This window comes from Pseudomonas sp. 1912-s (genome assembly GCF_029269205.1).
GTDB lineage: Bacteria > Pseudomonadota > Gammaproteobacteria > Pseudomonadales > Pseudomonadaceae > Aquipseudomonas.
The window spans coordinates 87905-105743 of the sequence record NZ_JARIXR010000011.1; the positions used below are offsets into that span (position 1 = coordinate 87905).

Consider the following 17839-nt stretch of genomic DNA (forward strand, 5'->3'; position numbering starts at 1 on the left):
TGAGAACGGCATGACCTCACTCAATCTCACCGACCTCGCCTGGACCCCACCAGGCCACGAGCACTGTCATCACCAGTTCCAACTGCGTGACGCCAGCCTGCACGTGAGCGCCGGTGAATTTGTCGGGCTGATCGGCCCCAACGGCAGCGGCAAGACCAGCCTGCTGCGTTGCGCCTATCGGTTCAGCAAACCGGCCGAGGGTGAGGTGCTGCTGGAACACCAGAACGTGTGGAAGCAATCCTCGAAGTGGTGCGCGCAACGTATCGCCGTGGTGCTCCAGGAGTTTCCCGACGCGTTCGGCCTGCGGGTGGATGAAGTGGTCGCCATGGGCCGCACACCTCACAAGGGCCTGTTCGACAGCGACACGGTTGAAGACCGCAACCTGATCCGCCAGGCCTTGGATAACGTCGGCCTGCTGGGCTTTGAAGACCACGCCTTCGCCACCCTCTCGGGCGGTGAAAAGCAGCGGGTGATCCTCGCCCGCGCCCTGGCCCAGCAACCGCAACTGCTGATCCTCGACGAACCGACCAACCACCTCGACCCGCGCTACCAGTTGCAATTGCTGCAACTGGTCAAGCGCCTGAACATCGGCACCCTCGCCAGCATCCACGACCTGAACCTGGCCGCCGCGTTCTGTGATCGCCTGTACGTGATCAACCACGGGCGCATCGTCGCCAGCGGTACGCCTCACGCAGTGCTGACCGCCGAACTGCTGCGCGAGGTGTTCGGCGTTGAAGCATTGATCGACACCCATCCCTTGTCCGGCTACCCCCGAATTACCTGGATAACCCAACCATGATCCTGCGCTCCCTGCTGTCTCTCGTTTTGCTGCTCGGCACTTCCCAGGCGTTCGCCGAAGCGACCCGTTACCCGCTGAAAATCCAGAGCTGCAACCGCGAAGTGAGCTTCGCCGAGGCGCCGAAACACGCGGTCAGCCACGACATCAACATGACCCAGATGATGCTCGCCCTGGGCCTCAAGTCGCACATGGCCGGCTACAGCGGCGTCACCGGCTGGAAGTCGGTAACCCCGGAAATGGCGCAGATCCTCGACGGCCTGCCGGAACTGGCGAGCAAATACCCGTCGGTGGAAACCCTGCTGAATGCCAACGTCGACTTCTTCTTCGCCGGCTGGGACTACGGCATGCGCGTCGGTGGCGACCTCACCCCGCAAACCCTGCAACCGCTGGGCATCAACGTCTATGAGCTGACCGAGTCCTGCGCCTTTGTGATGAAGCGCCCGGCCGCCACCCTGGAAGACACCTACAACGACCTGCGCAACCTGGGCAAGATCTTCGACGTACAGGACCGCGCCAACGCACTGATCGCGCAGATGCAGGCGCAGGTCGCCGACGTGCAGAAAACTCTGCCGGCCGAAAAGCCTCGGGTATTCCTCTACGACAGCGGTGAAGACCGCGCCATGACCTCCGGCCGTCTGGGCATGCCCCAGGCGCTGATCGACGCCGCCGGTGGGCGCAATATCCTCGACGACGTGGACGCCAGCTGGACCCGCGTCAACTGGGAAACCGTGGTGGAGCGCAACCCGCAGGTCATCGTGATCGTCGACTACAGCGAAATCACCGCGGACCAAAAAGAGCAGTTCCTGCTGAACAACCCGGCCCTGCAATCGGTGGACGCCATCAAGAACCAACGCTTTATCGTGATTCCCTACGTGCAGGCCACGCCGGGCATCGACAACGTGCTGGCGGTTGAAACCCTGGCCAAGGGGTTCCACGGCGAATGATCACCCGTCGCTACGCCCTGCTGCTGAGTGCCCTTGGCGCGTTGTTGCTGATCTCGTGCGTGGTCTCGCTGGGGTTCGGCTCGGCGCGGGTGCCGGTGGACGTGGTGTGGCGAATTTTGCTGCACAAAGCCTTCGGCCTTGGCGAGGTGGACTGGAGCGCAGGGCAGGAACACATCGTGTGGCTGATCCGCGTGCCGCGCATGTTGCTCGGGGCCTTGGTGGGCGCCGGGCTGGCGTTGATTGGTGCGGTGTTGCAGGCCGTCACACGCAACCCGCTGGCGGACCCGCATCTGCTGGGCGTGACCTCCGGCGCCACCCTGGGCGCGGTGATTGTGGTGCTGCATGTGGGCGAAGTCATCGGCCTGTTGACCCTGCCTATCGCGGCGTTTATCGGTGCCTTGTTGAGCATGATCGTGGTGCTGGCGGTGGCCAGTCGCAACGGTCGGCTGGAAAGCGACCGGTTGCTGCTGTGCGGCGTGGCGGTGTCGTTCGTGATGATGGCGGTGGCCAACTTGCTGCTGTTCATGGGTGACCATCGTGCGGCGTCGGCGGTGATGTTCTGGATGCTCGGCGGCCTCGGCCTGGCGCGCTGGGAGTTGCTGGCAATTCCCTTCGCCACGGTGTTGCTGGGGCTGGTGTTGCTGCTGGGCATGGCGCGTCCGTTGAACGCGCTGATGGCCGGTGAACAGACTGCCGTGACCCTGGGCCTGAACGCGCGCAACGTGCGGCTCAAGGTGTTTTTGATCGCCTCGCTGATGACCGGTGTGCTGGTGTCCATCAGCGGCTCCATCGGCTTTGTCGGGCTGATGGTGCCGCACATTGCCCGGCGTCTTGTGGGCGCCGAGCATCGCCGATTACTGCCGGTGTGCGTACTGCTGGGCAGCGTGTTCCTGGTGTGGGTCGATGTGGCCGCCCGCACGATGATCGCCCCCGAAGACCTGCCCATCGGTGTGGCCACGGCGGCCATCGGCGGGCTGTTTTTTATCGGCTTGATGCGCAAGCGTTAAACACCGGCGCAGCCTTCAAAGCTCATCTCGATCCCGCCCAAACTCCATGTCATCGTCGCCCGACCCTTGCAGCTCGTCGGCTTGCCACTCCTCACCCACCGCGCCACGGTGGGTCCAGAACGCGTCGGTGTCGAGCACGGAGAGGTTGCCGAACACCCTCAGGCGCCCGACCAACTCGCTGGGAGACGGCTGCAAGCTGGGGCTAAGCAGCGCAATCTCCTGGGTCGAAAAGCTCGGGACGTATTTGAGCAACGCGCCTCCCCGGCATGTCAGATAGCAACTTTCGCCCCCCGGCGAATTACGCTGCAGCACCGCTACATAGCGTCGCAAATCCTGAACGGCGACGAAATTGTCCAGCAGGCTCTGGTCGATTGCCGCTTTGCTTGATGTCGACGGGATGACTTTGTAGAACGCCTGCACTGCGGCGATCACGTACGGATGAAGCGAATGCGAGGGGGGCAGGTACAGCCCTCCGTGATCGGACCAGAACAACATGTCCAGGGTCGTGCGGTTCTCGTCGACTACATTCACGTCTTGCACCGGGTCGAGCGCGACATAGCCTGGTGTCAGGGGAGGCACCAGAACGGCGCCCAGATAGTCTTTCCCCGAGAAAGGTCCCACGCGATCCCGGGCAGACCGGGCGGCATCATCGGCATGGGTAAACAGCGGGCCGCAAAATGAATGGAGATGCGGATTGTCGCTGATGCTGTGTGGTTTCCTCTCGGAACGCCATTGCGCGGTGACCGGTTCCTGGCGACCCCAAATCCGGCTCGTCAACCGGATATACAGGTCGCCCTTGGTGGCCAGGTCGAGAACGTAGTCCTGCACGCGCATGGAACCTTCGAGCAGCCGCGTACTGACGCTGTGCGCCTCATTGACCAAACCATATACCGCATCCGTTGCCGTCAGCTGATAGCTGAGCAATGCACCGTCGGCGCAGAGCAGATACAGCGGGGGCACACGCCCGTTGGCCGAGCTCTTGACGAAGTTCAGTGCATTGGCGATCTCCTGCGGCCCGAAGAAGCTGTAGACCATGTCATCACCAGGTTCGCTGATCGCCTCGTTGTGGGCGCACAAGTACAAACCCTCGATCCGGTACCCCTGGGGCAACTGGCCGCCGACAAACACTTGTGCAAGCCGGGCGTAACTGTCCCTCACCAGTGGCAAGGTGGCCATGTACAGCGGCTGCTTGATAGCCTTGAGTACGTAACCAAACGCCAGTTGGGCAGTCGGTTTGTACAGCAGTTGAACATGACGCACCGCATCGAAGGCACGGGTAAATATCGGGCTGCAGGGCGGGTCGGCCTGGGTTGCACGGATCAACAGCGGGGGCGTGGGGAAGATATTGGCTATGAATTCATCCCTGACCGGACGTCCAGGCCCCCACAACACACTGCCCTCAATCACGCGCAAACTGCCCGCCTTCGCGACCTGAGTCACAAAGTCCAACGGCCGCAGTGTGCCTTCACGAATCTGCTGTTCGATTTGGTTGTCTGCGCAGTCCCCCCGGACCAGGTTGCGCGCCGCCAGCTTGTTTTTGAGGGCCTCTTCAAGGACGGAATTCGACAGCTGGTAACTGAGGATAGAACCGTGAAAACCCAAGACATATTCACGCTTGATGTGCGCCTCGCGGTGCAACAGGGTCGACAACACCGCCGTGGGGATCATGCCGGTGTAGATGGCTTTTTCGGTGGCTGACAACAGGATCGGCACCTCCTGCTCCACCAGCGATGAGTATCGCGCGACAATCGTACTGCCCGTCGGATAAAGGCCCTTGGCAACGATTTGCCCAGGGTAAATCCAGTCGATGGTGAAGCCCCGTGGAGGCACCGCCAACGGCTCGGTCGCCGCAAACAGACCATTGCGCAACCTGAGGACCACCCCGCCATAGATACGACGACGGCCATCACCGACCAGCGCCGCGACATGGCGCACGGCGTCATCGGGGCTGGCAAACTCCGGGCTCAAACGCCGTCGCGTAATGTTCTCGTAGCCCGACCAGGTACCACTCACCGCACCCAATTTGTCCCAACATGGGCTGGTGCGCACCACATGAAGTTGCCCGCGTTGCGCCCAGGTCCTGACAAAGTCCAGTGCCTGTGTCTGACCGGACGCCAGCAATGCCTCGCTCTCTTCAAATTCGGCGTCCACCGGCCCACCAATGCCGATGGTAATAGGTGACGGTACGTACCGCAGCAGCGCGCCCTCAAGGTTGGAAAAGTACACCGGCAGGTTGCTGCCGGTGTTGTATTTGCGCCCCCTGCGCACCGAGTCGTAGAGGGCGACGTACAGCACATTCGGCCTCACGAAATAAGCCGTCAGCCAGTCGATTGCCGTGTTCAAGCCCGTTGGCTTCCATTGTTGCGAGCGAAACAGGCTGTGCAGCACAAAGCCATTGGGAAACCGGTAGTCACCGCCGCCGGTCGCGGCAAACAGACTATTGAGTTTGAACAGGGTGTTAACCCCATCAATACAAACCACCTCAGTGGCAATGAACTGCTGCTTGTCCTGGTGTTTGAGCACAAACGCAAAACAGTCCTGTAACGCCAGGTTGCGCCCATGCACCCGCGCATGCAGATTTCGCGCAGCCAGATCGGCCGTGGTAAATACCGCCCCGTAAGTGGTGTAGTCGGGCGGGCCGAATCGGCGGGCGTAGTTGAAATGTGGCACCCAATTGCGCTGAACTTTCGCGCGTGGCCCCCATAAAGGGTTGCCGTCGATCACTCTCAAATCGCCGCTTTCAGCCAGCCGGGCAACCCACTGGGCAGGCTTGAGCGCGTCGATGGCGAACGGCTCAATTCTGGAGGTGCTGCCGGGTGTATAGGACAACAACACGTCTTGCCCACCCGACAGATATGCCGTTTGCTGCGATGCGATGACCGAGCGTGCTTCCTCGGGGGAAAACACCTGCAGATTGATCAACGCCTCTTCTCGCGACCAGCGACGCTGCTCGACCCAGGCAGGGTCTACCATCGACAGCGCTGGATGGGAGCCGTAACGCCCGTGCAACTCATAGTTCGGCGGAGGAATCAGCGGGCCCTGGGCATCCACCGGGAAAAACAGTGTGCCGTCAAACGGATTGGTCGGGCTTTCCACTGGCCGGGTGGCGATAAAACGCCCGTCTTCACCCTTGAGAATATAACCGCCGTAGTAACGGTCCCGACGATTGCCGATCTGTTCATGGGCGTACACCGCTGCATCGGTGGCCGAGAGAAATGAGCCGTTCCAACTCATGGCGTGCAACGAGGTCAGCAACGCGGAGCGTGTATCCACCGGCCCCACATCGCGCCACAGTGCGCCTGGCTGCACCACTGACAACTCGGTGACGGCAATTACTCGACGCACATAGTCCCTCGGGCTCAGGGTACCGTCCGCCAGCGCCGCTTGGGCGCCATTGTCGTCGAGTACGCCGTCAGGACTCTGGTTGACCAGGTCACCCGCCGCACTGGCGTGTGGCACCTTGATCTTGAGCAGTGCGCCATCCGCGACCTGCGCGTAAAGCCCCAGCCCAAGGCCCGGCTCCTGATTGATCCGGGTCGCACGCGCCTGGTTGATGGCGGACATCATCTGCGCCGGGGTCACAAAGGTGGAATACAACCAGCCTTCCCTGGCGCTGACTTCGGTTTCCGAAGGGGAGGCACGAACGTAGATGGCCTCAATGGCATGGTTGGCGGGTAACGCCCACTCGTTGTCGGCCTTCTTCGGAAAAACCCCAGTGGGTGAGAACAACGGCTGGCTCCGTGCGCTGGGAAAGGTCGCGACGTAGCGCTCCTCACCTGCCTGCTTGAGGACAAAACCAAATGAGTTCACCGCCGATTCAACCTGTGCGGCCTTCACCGCGTCTTCAGCACGGGTGAATATCGAGGTGCAGAGCGGTGGCGTCAGCGCCTTGGAGATGAAGGGTTCGAACACCACCCAGTCCGCCGGCACCTTGCCTGCGTCGCCGCCCCACAAGGCGGTCGGCACGATCAGGCTGAGTTCGCCCAGCGTGGAGATTTTTTTCACCAGTTGATCGAATGAGCCGTATACCCCGACGGGATCATCCGGTCTTTTTCCGTCCCGGATCCACAGGGCGAAGCGGTGCTCTTGATACGAACCGCTGGGCGCGTAGCGAATCAGCGAGCCATCGGGGCCGGAGAGATACGCGGCCGGGAAGAACTCCCTATCATCAACGTCATGAGTAAAATCCGAGCCCGAGAAAAACCCCAGGAAAGCTTTCACCATCCGTGCATCAAATGAAGGATTCCGCGCCTGGATGAGGGCATGTTGCGCCGGGTGCGAATGGTAGCTGGCCACACAGGTGTAGCCCTTGGGCTGCTGGTAGTAACCTTCGGCGCTGAGCGCCAGGACCTTGAGCAAATTGAACTGCATGTCGTCGCCGGGCAGCGGTTCGGTGGCAAAGTACTTGCCCGTCGCATCCCGAAGGATCACACCGCCGTACTCGCGCTCCCGGCGCGTGCCGATTTGCAGGTGAGCCCAGTAAGCCGCGTCCTCCTCTTTTAAAAATGCCGGACTCACTGGAGGCAGGCGTGTGGCGCCCCGGTTTGAAGCGGCCGCACGTTGTTGCCGCGATAGTCTGATAGCCATGAAAAACTCCTTGTCAGGCGGATGTGTCTTTTCAGTTGGCTGGCATTCTCGCCACACCTGCCTGTGCCCAAGCGGTAGGTAATTAGCGTGCAGCACCGTTAAGGTGCGCCGTCGTGCACGACCGCTGCCCAAGGCTTCGACTTGGTGCGCCGCCCCACAAAGTGGCGCCCAAAACCCTCATAAACAGGCGATCTCCCTCCTCGGCACAGCCTTTGCAAAAGCCTGTGCAACGCCCTCATAACAACATTGAGTTCCTGGAGATCGCACCATGAAGCGTCGCAGCTTGATCAAGGCTTTCACACTGTCGGCATCCATCGCCGCGATGGGCTTGACCTGGACCGTACAGGCCGCCGAGACCATCAAGGTCGGCATCCTGCACTCGCTGTCCGGGACCATGGCGATCTCCGAGACCTCGCTGAAAGACATGGCGCTGATGACCATCGACGAGATCAACGCCAAGGGTGGTGTGAACGGCAAGATGCTCGAACCGGTGGTGGTCGACCCGGCTTCCAACTGGCCGCTGTTCGCTGAAAAAGGCCGGCAGTTGCTGACCCAGGACAAGGTCGCCGTGGTGTTCGGTTGCTGGACCTCGGTGTCGCGCAAATCAGTACTGCCGGTGTTCGAAGAGCTCAACGGTTTGCTGTTCTACCCGGTGCAATACGAAGGCGAAGAGATGTCGCCCAACGTGTTCTATACCGGTGCGGCGCCGAACCAGCAGGCGATCCCGGCCGTGGAATACCTGATGAGCGAAGAAGGCGGCGGCGCCAAGCGTTTCTTCCTGCTGGGCACCGACTACGTGTACCCGCGCACCACCAACAAGATTTTGCGTTCGTTCCTGCACTCCAAAGGCGTAGCGGATAAAGACATCGAAGAGGTCTACACCCCGTTCGGCCACAGCGATTACCAGACCATCGTGGCCAACATCAAAAAATTCTCGGCCGGCGGCAAGACCGCGGTGATCTCCACCGTGAACGGCGACTCCAACGTACCGTTCTATAAAGAACTGGCCAACCAGGGCCTGAAAGCCACCGACGTGCCGGTCGTCGCCTTCTCCGTGGGCGAAGAAGAACTGCGCGGCATCGACACCAAGCCACTGGTGGGCAACCTCGCGGCCTGGAACTACTTCCAGTCGGTGGAGAACCCGGTGAACAAGAAATTCGTGGCCGACTGGAAAGCCTACGCCAAGGCCCACAACCTGCCGGGCGCGGACAAAGCCGTGACCAACGACCCGATGGAAGCCACCTACGTGGGCATCCATATGTGGGCGCAGGCGGTGGAGAAAGCCAAGTCCACCGACGTCGACAAAGTGCGTGAAGCCATGGCCGGGCAGACCTTTGCCGCGCCGTCGGGTTTCACCCTGACCATGGACAAGACCAACCACCACCTGCACAAGCCGGTGATGATCGGTGAGATCCAGTCCGACGGGCAGTTCTCGGTGGTGTGGCAGACCCAGGAGCCGATCCGTGCCCAGCCGTGGAGCCCGTACATTCCGGGGAATGACAAGAAGCCGGATTACGCCGTCAAGAGCAACTGAACCAAGGGGTGTCGGCACCTGAGAGCTGACACAAACCCTGTGGGAGCTGGCTTGCCTGCGATGCGGACACCTCGGTATGTCTGATGCACCGCTATCGCAGGCAAGCCAGCTCCCACATTTGTTCGAGCAAGGCCCAAGAATATGCCCACTGCCCTCCACCGCTTCATCCTCGCCGTCCTGCTATTGCTGCCCTTCGCCGCACACGCCAGCGACGCCGAAGACTTCCTTGCCGCCAACCCGATGCAACAAGCCAAGCTGCTCCAGGACTGGGCCGCCCAGCCCGACCCGGCACGCATCGAGCTGGTGGACGCCCTGCAACAAGGCCAGATCACCGTCAACGGTGAAGCCAAAACCGTACGCCTGAACAACCGCCTGCGCGGCCTGATCGACAACGTACAAGCGAGCCAGGCACTGCTCGCCGCCGACCCCAAGGTGCGCCTCGCCGCCGCGCAAACCCTGCAAAAAAGCGCTACACCTGCGCAGCTGAAATTCCTCGACCAGCAACTCGCCGGCGAAACCAACGACGACGTGCACGTGGCCCTGAGCCTCGCCCTGGCCAACCTGCAATTAGTGGACGCCGACCCGGCCGTGCGCCTCGCCGCTGTGCGCTTGCTCGGCGGTACCGGCGACCCGCTGGCCCGCACTCGCCTGGAGGCCTTGCTCGCCCCCGGTGTCGAAGCCGACGCCGCCGTGCACACCGCCGCCGAAACCAGCCTGGCCCAGGTCAAGCGCAAGCTGATGGTGGGCGAGATCCTCGGCCAGGCCTTCAGCGGCATGTCCCTGGGTTCGATCCTGCTGCTGGCCGCGCTCGGCCTGGCGATCACGTTCGGCCTGCTCGGGGTGATCAACATGGCCCACGGCGAAATGCTGATGCTCGGCGCCTACTCCACCTACGTGGTGCAGTTGCTGATGCAGCGCTACGTGCCCCAGGCCATCGAGTTCTACCCGCTGATCGCGCTGCCGGTGGCGTTTTTTGTCACCGCCGCCATCGGCATGGCCCTGGAACGCACGGTGATTCGTCACCTCTACGGTCGCCCTCTGGAAACCCTGCTCGCCACCTGGGGCATCAGCCTGATGCTGATCCAGCTGGTGCGCCTGGTGTTCGGTGCGCAGAACGTTGAAGTGGCCAACCCGGAATGGCTGTCCGGCGGGATTCAGGTGTTGCCCAACCTGGTGCTGCCGTACAACCGCATCGTGATCATCGCCTTCGCGCTGTTCGTGGTGGTGCTGACCTGGCTGCTGCTGAACAAGACACGCCTGGGCCTGAACGTACGGGCCGTGACCCAGAACCGCAACATGGCGGCCTGCTGCGGCGTGCCCACCGGGCGCGTGGACATGCTCGCCTTTGGCCTCGGCTCCGGCATCGCAGGCTTGGGCGGCGTAGCCCTGAGCCAGATCGGCAACGTCGGCCCGGACCTCGGCCAGAGCTACATCATCGACTCGTTCCTGGTGGTGGTGCTCGGCGGTGTCGGCCAGTTGGCCGGCAGCGTCATGGCGGCCTTTGGCTTGGGTATCGCCAACAAGATTCTCGAACCGCAGATCGGTGCCGTGCTCGGCAAGATCCTGATCCTCGCGCTGATCATTCTGTTTATCCAGAAACGCCCGCAGGGACTCTTCGCACTGAAAGGACGGGTGATCGACTGATGAACCAGCCATTGATGCTCACAGCCTCGCAAAAGGCCGGCCCCAAGGTGACCGTCGCGGTCGGTGCAGTGGTGCTGATCCTGCTGCTGGCGTTGCCATTGTTCTCGCTGCTGTCACCGGAAAATCCGCTGCACGTTTCCGCCTACACCCTGACGCTGGTGGGCAAGATCCTGTGTTACGCCATCGTCGCCCTGGCGCTGGATTTGGTGTGGGGTTATGCCGGGATGTTGTCCCTCGGCCACGGCCTGTTCTTTGCGCTGGGCGGTTACGCGATGGGCATGTACCTGATGCGCCAGGCCTCCGGTGATGAATTGCCGGCGTTCATGACGTTTTTGTCGTGGACCGAACTGCCGTGGTACTGGACCGGCACCAGCCACTTCCTCTGGGCCATGTGCCTGGTGGTGTTGGCGCCGGGATTGCTGGCGCTGGTGTTCGGTTTCTTCGCCTTTCGCTCGCGGATCAAGGGCGTGTATTTCTCGATCATGACCCAGGCCCTGACGTTTGCCGGGATGCTGTTGTTCTTTCGCAACGAGACCGGGTTTGGCGGCAATAACGGCTTTACCAATTTCCGCAGCATCCTCGGGTTTGGCATCACCGAACCGGGCACCCGGGCGGCGTTGTTTGTGGCCACCGTGGCGCTGTTGGTGGCGAGCCTGTACATCGGCTGGCGCCTGGCCCAGAGCAAGTTCGGCCGGGTGCTGACCGCGCTGCGGGATGCGGAAAACCGCCTGATGTTCTGCGGTTACGACCCACGCGGCTTCAAGCTGTTTGTGTGGGTGTTGAGCGCGGTGTTGTGCGGTTTGGCGGGGGCGTTGTATGTGCCGCAAGTGGGCATTATCAACCCCAGCGAAATGTCGCCAACCAACTCCATCGAGGCCGCTGTGTGGGTGGCTCTGGGCGGACGCGGAACCCTGATTGGCCCGTTGCTGGGCGCCGGTGTGGTCAACGGCATGAAGAGCTGGTTCACCGTGGCCTTTCCTGAGTACTGGCTGTTCTTCCTCGGGGCGCTGTTCATCATCGTCACCCTGTATTTGCCCAAGGGCGTGATCGGCCTGCTGAAGAAAAGGGGCGACCAATGAGAATCACAGCGACGGCCGAATTCATGCTCGAACCCATCCTCGAACCGAACAAAGACCAGGGCAGTGCCCGCGATGCCATCGGCCTCGGCCAGGCGGCAGGCAAAGGCCTGAACACCCGCCACGGCACGATCCTGACCCTGGAAGACATCAGCGTCAGCTTCGACGGCTTCAAGGCGTTGAACGACCTGAACCTGTACATCGGTGTCGGCGAATTGCGCTGCATCATCGGCCCCAACGGCGCGGGCAAGACCACGCTGATGGACGTGATCACCGGCAAGACCCGGCCCAGCCACGGCAAGGCCTGGTTCGGCGAAACCCTGGACCTGACCAGCATGAGCGAAGTGCAGATCGCCCAGGCCGGCATCGGGCGCAAGTTCCAGAAACCCACGGTGTTCGAAGCCTTGAGCGTGTTCGAGAACCTCGAGCTGGCGCAGAAGACCGACAAGTCCGTATGGGCCAGCCTGCGGGCGCGCCTGAGCGGTGAACAGAAAGACCGCATCAGCGAAGTCCTCGAGACCATCCGCCTGACGGCCTCAGTCAATCGCCCCGCCGGCTTGCTGTCCCACGGCCAGAAGCAGTTCCTGGAAATCGGCATGCTGCTGATGCAAGACCCGCAACTGTTGCTGCTGGACGAACCGGTGGCGGGCATGACCGACGCCGAAACCGAATTCACCGCCGAGCTGTTCAAGCGCCTGGCAGGCAAGCATTCGCTGATGGTGGTGGAGCACGACATGGGGTTTGTCGGTTCGATTGCCGACCACGTGACGGTGTTGCACCAGGGCAGCGTGCTGGCGGAAGGGTCGCTGGAACAGGTGCAGGAAAATGAGCGGGTGATCGAGGTTTACCTCGGTCGCTGATGCTTTATGTGGGAGCTGGCTTGCCTGCGATGGTATCGACACGGTGCAACTGATACACCGAGTCGCCTGTATCGCAGGCAAGCCAGCTCCCACAAGGAATTGAGGAGACTTTGAACATGCTGCAAGTCGACAAGCTGCACCAGTACTACGGCGGTAGCCACATCCTGCGCGGGCTTTCCTTTGAGGTGAAAGTCGGCGAAGTCACCTGCCTGCTGGGCCGCAACGGCGTGGGCAAGACTACCTTGCTCAAGTGCCTGATGGGTTTGCTGCCGGCCAAGGAAGGTGCGGTGAACTGGGAAGGCAAAGCCATTACCGGTTTCAAACCGCACCAGCGGGTACACGCCGGGATCGCCTATGTGCCTCAGGGCCGGGAGATTTTTGGCCGGCTGACGGTGGAAGAAAACCTGCTGATGGGCCTGTCCCGTTTCCCCGGCGCCGAGGCCAGGGAAGTGCCGGCGTTCATCTACGAGCTGTTCCCGGTGCTGCTGCAAATGAAGCAGCGCCGTGGCGGTGATTTGTCCGGCGGCCAACAACAGCAGCTGGCGATCGGCCGGGCCCTGGCCAGCCGCCCGCGCCTGTTGATCCTCGACGAACCCACCGAAGGCATCCAGCCGTCGGTGATCAAGGAGATCGGTGCGGTGATCAAAAAACTCGCCGCACGCGGTGACATGGCAATTCTGCTGGTGGAGCAGTTCTACGACTTTGCCGCTGAACTGGCCGACCAGTACCTGGTGATGTCCCGGGGCGAAATCGTCCAGCAGGGGCGTGGAGAAAATATGGAAAGCGAGGGTGTGCGCGGGCTCGTTACGATCTAATCTGTAGCGTCCTAACGATAAGCACTGACCATGACCCTACCAGCCCCCACCGCGCTGTTCACCCCCAGCTGGCATGCCGAGCTGGAACTTGGCTACGCGCGTTTCGGCGACACCACACGCCCGGTGATGCGCCGCCACCTCGGCCCGCTGCGGGTGCAAAAGCACCTGTACGCCGAAGGCCCCGAGGTGTGCCAGCACATCATCGTGCACCCGCCGGGCGGGATTGCCGGCGGTGATCGCCTCGATATCACAGCGCATGTGGCCGAAGGTGCCTGGGCGCAATTGACCAGCCCCGGCGCGGCCAAGTGGTACCGCGCCGGCGGCCCGGCCTACCAGAAGCTGGAGCTGACGGTTGAGGCCGGCGCCACCCTGGAATGGCTGCCGCAGGAGACCATCGTGTTCAGCGCCGCCCAGGCCGAACTCACCACCCGCATCGACCTGCAAGGCGATGCCCGGCTGTTTTACTGGGACGTGGTCGCCCTCGGACGCCCCGCCAGCGGCGAGCGTTTCGACCTCGGGCACTTCCAGTCGCACCTGGATATCCGCCGCGACGGCCAGTTGATTTGGCATGAACGCCAGCGCATTGTGGGCGCCGACGGTTTGCTCGAATCGCCCATCGGGCTGGACGGGCAACCGGTGTTCGCGACCTTGCTGGTGACCGGTGAAATCGACAGTGAATTACTCGAACACTGCCGCTCGCTGCCCCACGCGGTACGCGGCGACCTGACCCAACTGCCCGGCCTGCTGGTGGCCCGCTGCCTGGCCAGTGAAGCGCTGCTGGCCCGCGGCTGGCTGATCGCGCTGTGGCGCCTGCTGCGCCCGGCCGTGCTGGGCCGAGAAGCGGTATCACCGAGAATCTGGAGCACATGAAGATCAAACGTTGACCCTGTTCCCTGTGGGAGCCGGGCTTGCCCGCGATGGCATCACCTCGGTGCATCAGCCCTACCGAGTCGCCAGCATCGCAGGCAAGCCAGCTCCCACAGAAAGCAGCTTTCACATTGGATCTCCGGTGTTTTTTACGAATGTATTTCATAGTGGACCTTGAACGATGGACCTGACCCCACGGGAAAAAGACAAACTGCTGATCTTCACCGCCGGCCTGGTGGCCGAGCGGCGGTTGGCGCGCGGTGTGAAGCTCAACTACCCGGAAACCATCGCCTACATCTCTGCCGCGCTGATGGAAGGCGCCCGTGATGGCCGCACCGTCGCCGAGCTGATGCACTTCGGCACCACCCTGCTCACCCGCGAACAGGTGATGGAAGGCATTCCGGAAATGATCCCGGACATCCAGGTGGAAGCGACCTTTCCCGACGGCACCAAGCTGGTCACCGTCCACCAACCCATCGCCTGAGGCCTGCCATGTCCTTTTTGATACGTGATGCGGTGCACGCCGATTTGCCGGCCATTCGCGATATCTACAACGACGCCGTGCTGAACACCACGGCGATCTGGAACGAACAACCGGTGGACCTGGGTAACCGCCAGGCCTGGTTCAGCGCCCGTCAGTCGCAGTTCTACCCCATCCTGGTGTCCGTCGAAGACGAGCAGGTCACAGGCTATGCCTCGTTCGGCGACTGGCGGCCCTTTGAGGGCTTTCGCCACACCGTCGAACACTCGGTGTACGTGCGCAGCGACCAACGCGGCAAAGGCCTCGGCCCCCATCTGATGACCGCGCTGGTGGAGCGGGCGAAAGCCTGCAACAAACACGTGATGGTCGCCGCCATCGAGAGCGGCAACCAGGCCTCGATCCGCCTGCATGAGCGCCTGGGCTTTGTCACCACCGGGCAGATGCCCCAGGTCGGCACCAAGTTCGGTCGCTGGCTGGACCTGACCTTCATGCAACTGACACTCAACCCTGGCGCCGAACCGCCCAAGGAGTGACACCGATGAACGCCCAACTGCGTCGAGTCAATGCCGAGAGTTTTGCCCATTACCGCCAGGGTTTGGTTGAGCTATTGCTGGACGCCGTAAAGCACGGCGCTTCGGTAGGCTTCATGGCCGACTTCGACGAAACCCAGGCCCGCAGCTACCTCAGCGGCGTGCAGGCGAGTATCGAAGACGGCAGCCTGCTGCTGTGGGTGGTGGTGCGCGATGAAGTCGTGGTGGCCAGCGTGCAATTGGCGCTGTGCCTGAAAGCCAACGGCCTGAATCGTGCCGAAGTGCAAAAGCTGCTGGTGCACAGCGAGGCCCGGCGCCGAGGTCTCGGCCAACAACTGATGGCCGCCCTGGAGCTGAGCGCCCGCCAGTACAAACGCGGGCTGTTGTACCTGGACACCGAAGCCGGCTCCGGCGCCGAAGCCTTCTACCAGTCGCTGCGCTATACCAAGATCGGTGAACTGCCCAACTACTGCCAAAGCCCGGACGGGCGCTACACCCCGACCGCCATCTACTTCAAGACCCTGGGACAACCTGCATGATTCCTGGCGAATTTCAGATCCAGCCTGGCGACATCGAACTCAACGTGGGCCGGCGCACCGCCACCCTGAGCGTGGCCAACAGCGGCGACCGGCCGATTCAGGTCGGCTCCCATTACCATTTTTTCGAAACCAACGACGCGCTGACGTTCGACCGCGCCGCCAGCCGTGGCATGCGCCTGAACATCCCGGCGGGCACGGCCGTGCGCTTTGAGCCGGGGCAGAGTCGCGACGTGGAACTGGTGGAATTGAGCGGCAAGCGCCGGGTGTTCGGGTTTGCCGGACGCATCATGGGCGACCTGTAGTTTTTCTGGTGTCTGCTCGGGCCTCATCGCAGGCAAGCCAGCTCCCACAGGGGAATGCGTTCCAAATGTGGGAGCGGGCTTGCCCGCGATAGAGAGCGAAGCGAACGATTTCAAACTTTCCTGAATCTCAAGGCATGCACATGAAGATTTCCAGACAAGCCTACGCCGACATGTACGGCCCCACCGTCGGTGACAAGGTCCGCCTGGCCGACACCGAGCTGTTCGTCGAAGTCGAACAGGATTTCACCGTCTACGGCGAAGAAGTGAAATTCGGCGGCGGCAAGGTGATCCGCGACGGCCAGGGCCAGAGCCAACTGCTCGCCCATGAGGTGGTCGACACCCTGATCACCAACGCGCTGATCATCGATCACTGGGGCATTGTGAAGGCCGATGTCGGCCTGAAAAACGGCCGCATCGCCGCCATCGGCAAAGCCGGCAACCCGGACATCCAGCCCGGCGTGACCATCTGCGTCGGCGCCAGCACCGAAGTGATTGCCGGTGAGGGCATGATCCTCACCGCCGGCGGCATCGACACCCACATCCACTTCATTTGCCCACAGCAAATCGAAGAGGCGCTGACCAGCGGCGTCACCACCATGATCGGCGGCGGCACGGGACCGGCCACCGGCACCAACGCCACCACCTGCACCTCCGGCCCGTGGCATTTGGCACGCATGCTCCAGGCCTCCGACTCGTTCCCGATGAACATCGGCTTCACTGGCAAAGGCAACGCCAGCCTGCCGGAGCCGCTGATCGAACAGGTCAAGGCCGGCGCCATTGGCCTCAAGCTGCACGAAGACTGGGGCACCACGCCGGCGAGCATCGACAACTGCCTGAGCGTCGCCGACGAGTACGACGTGCAGGTGGCGATCCACAGTGACACCCTCAACGAATCCGGCTTCGTCGAAACCACCCTCGCCGCGTTCAAGGGCCGCACCATCCACACCTACCACACCGAAGGTGCCGGTGGCGGTCATGCGCCGGACATCATCAAGGCCTGTGGTTTCCCCAACGTGCTGCCCAGCTCCACCAACCCGACCCGGCCGTTTACCCGCAACACCATCGACGAACACCTGGACATGTTGATGGTCTGCCATCACCTGGACCCGAGTATTGCCGAAGACGTGGCCTTCGCCGAAAGCCGCATCCGTCGCGAGACGATTGCCGCCGAAGACATCCTGCACGACCTCGGCGCGTTCTCGATGATCAGCTCCGACAGCCAGGCCATGGGCCGGGTCGGTGAAGTGATCACGCGCACCTGGCAGACCGCCGACAAGATGAAAAAGCAGCGCGGCCCGTTGCCGGGTGACGGCGAAGGCAACGACAACTTCCGCGCCAAGCGCTACATCGCCAAGTACACCATCAACCCGGCGATCACCCACGGCATCAGCCATGAAGTGGGCTCCATCGAAGTGGGCAAGTGGGCCGACCTGGTGCTGTGGCGCCCGGCTTTCTTTGGCATCAAGCCGACCCTGATCCTCAAGGGCGGCGCGATTGCCTCAAGCCTGATGGGCGACGCCAACGCCTCGATCCCGACGCCGCAGCCGGTGCATTACCGCCCGATGTTCGCCAGCTTCGGCAGTTCGTTGCACGCCACCAGCCTGACCTTTATCAGCCAGGCGGCCTTGGCGGCGGGCTTGCCCGAACAGTTGGGGTTGAAGAAGCAGATTGCGGTGGTCAAGGGTTGCCGGACAGTGCAGAAAACCGACCTGATCCACAACGATTACCTGCCCGACATCGAAGTCGACCCGCAGACCTATCAGGTGAAAGCCGACGGTGTGTTGCTGTGGTGTGAACCGGCGGATGTGCTGCCGATGGCCCAGCGTTACTTCCTGTTCTAGGCAGCCGAAAAGG

Annotated in this window: 15 protein-coding genes; 14 read left to right on the top strand and 1 reads right to left on the bottom strand. The window is 62.3% G+C overall.

From position 1 onward, the window contains the following. Positions 1-10 precede the first annotated feature (10 nt). Genes P3C29_RS16270 through P3C29_RS16280 form a run of 3 tightly spaced genes read left to right on the top strand, consistent with a single transcriptional unit; the run spans position 11 to position 2750 of the window. The gene (locus P3C29_RS16270; RefSeq protein WP_010173977.1) at positions 11-799 is read left to right on the top strand and encodes an ABC transporter ATP-binding protein; all 789 of its coding nucleotides are present in this window, start codon (positions 11-13) and stop codon (positions 797-799) included. Further along, the gene (locus P3C29_RS16275) at positions 796-1743 is read left to right on the top strand and encodes an ABC transporter substrate-binding protein (protein ID WP_201126043.1); all 948 of its coding nucleotides are present in this window, start codon (positions 796-798) and stop codon (positions 1741-1743) included. Before P3C29_RS16270 ends, P3C29_RS16275 begins: the two co-directional genes overlap by 4 nt. After that, complete coding sequence (locus tag P3C29_RS16280; RefSeq protein ID WP_010173972.1) at positions 1740-2750, top strand: iron ABC transporter permease; 1011 nt, start codon at positions 1740-1742, stop codon at positions 2748-2750. The genes P3C29_RS16275 and P3C29_RS16280 overlap by 4 nt, the downstream gene beginning before the upstream one ends. 15 nt (positions 2751-2765) lie before the next feature. Here the strand turns inward: P3C29_RS16280 and P3C29_RS16285 are convergent, their stop codons facing one another. Further along, a complete protein-coding gene (locus P3C29_RS16285) occupies positions 2766-7337 on the bottom strand; it encodes a DUF4329 domain-containing protein (RefSeq protein WP_275964924.1) in 4572 nt (1523 codons plus the stop codon). Between the two features lie 268 nt (positions 7338-7605). On the opposite strand from P3C29_RS16285, the gene urtA reads away from it, so the two are divergent. The 11 genes from urtA (at position 7606) to ureC (ending at position 17826) form a co-directional block, all read left to right on the top strand. Further along, complete coding sequence (gene urtA / locus P3C29_RS16290; protein WP_201126042.1) at positions 7606-8871, top strand: urea ABC transporter substrate-binding protein; 1266 nt, start codon at positions 7606-7608, stop codon at positions 8869-8871. A 141-nt stretch (positions 8872-9012) separates the two neighbouring features. Then, entirely contained in the window at positions 9013-10515 is a 1503-nt protein-coding gene (gene urtB, locus P3C29_RS16295; RefSeq protein ID WP_010173967.1) for an urea ABC transporter permease subunit UrtB, read from the top strand. Then, positions 10515-11594, top strand: a complete 1080-nt coding sequence (gene urtC, locus P3C29_RS16300) for an urea ABC transporter permease subunit UrtC (protein WP_275964925.1) — start codon at positions 10515-10517, stop codon at positions 11592-11594. The genes urtB and urtC overlap by 1 nt, the downstream gene beginning before the upstream one ends. 23 nt (positions 11595-11617) lie before the next feature. Beyond that, positions 11618-12451, top strand: coding sequence for an urea ABC transporter ATP-binding protein UrtD (urtD, locus tag P3C29_RS16305; RefSeq protein ID WP_275964945.1), 834 nt, complete (start codon positions 11618-11620; stop codon positions 12449-12451). A 116-nt stretch (positions 12452-12567) separates the two neighbouring features. After that, positions 12568-13266 (top strand): urea ABC transporter ATP-binding subunit UrtE, encoded by a 699-nt coding sequence (gene urtE / locus P3C29_RS16310; protein WP_010173963.1) that lies wholly within the window; start codon positions 12568-12570, stop codon positions 13264-13266. A 30-nt stretch (positions 13267-13296) separates the two neighbouring features. After that, positions 13297-14136, top strand: a complete 840-nt coding sequence (locus P3C29_RS16315) for an urease accessory protein UreD (RefSeq protein ID WP_010173961.1) — start codon at positions 13297-13299, stop codon at positions 14134-14136. Between the two features lie 178 nt (positions 14137-14314). Next, on the top strand, positions 14315-14617 hold the full coding sequence (gene ureA / locus P3C29_RS16320) for an urease subunit gamma (protein WP_003217383.1): 303 nt from the start codon (positions 14315-14317) through the stop codon (positions 14615-14617). Positions 14618-14625: 8 nt separating this feature from the next. Then, positions 14626-15147, top strand: coding sequence for a GNAT family N-acetyltransferase (locus tag P3C29_RS16325; protein WP_010173958.1), 522 nt, complete (start codon positions 14626-14628; stop codon positions 15145-15147). Positions 15148-15152: 5 nt separating this feature from the next. Then, positions 15153-15683 carry a GNAT family N-acetyltransferase gene (locus P3C29_RS16330; protein ID WP_010173956.1) on the top strand — a complete coding sequence of 177 codons (531 nt, stop codon included), beginning with the start codon at positions 15153-15155 and terminating at the stop codon, positions 15681-15683. After that, on the top strand, positions 15680-15985 hold the full coding sequence (locus P3C29_RS16335; protein ID WP_010173954.1) for an urease subunit beta: 306 nt from the start codon (positions 15680-15682) through the stop codon (positions 15983-15985). The genes P3C29_RS16330 and P3C29_RS16335 overlap by 4 nt, the downstream gene beginning before the upstream one ends. Before the next feature lie 140 nt (positions 15986-16125). After that, positions 16126-17826, top strand: a complete 1701-nt coding sequence (ureC, locus tag P3C29_RS16340; protein ID WP_275964926.1) for an urease subunit alpha — start codon at positions 16126-16128, stop codon at positions 17824-17826. Positions 17827-17839: the final 13 nt, after the last annotated feature.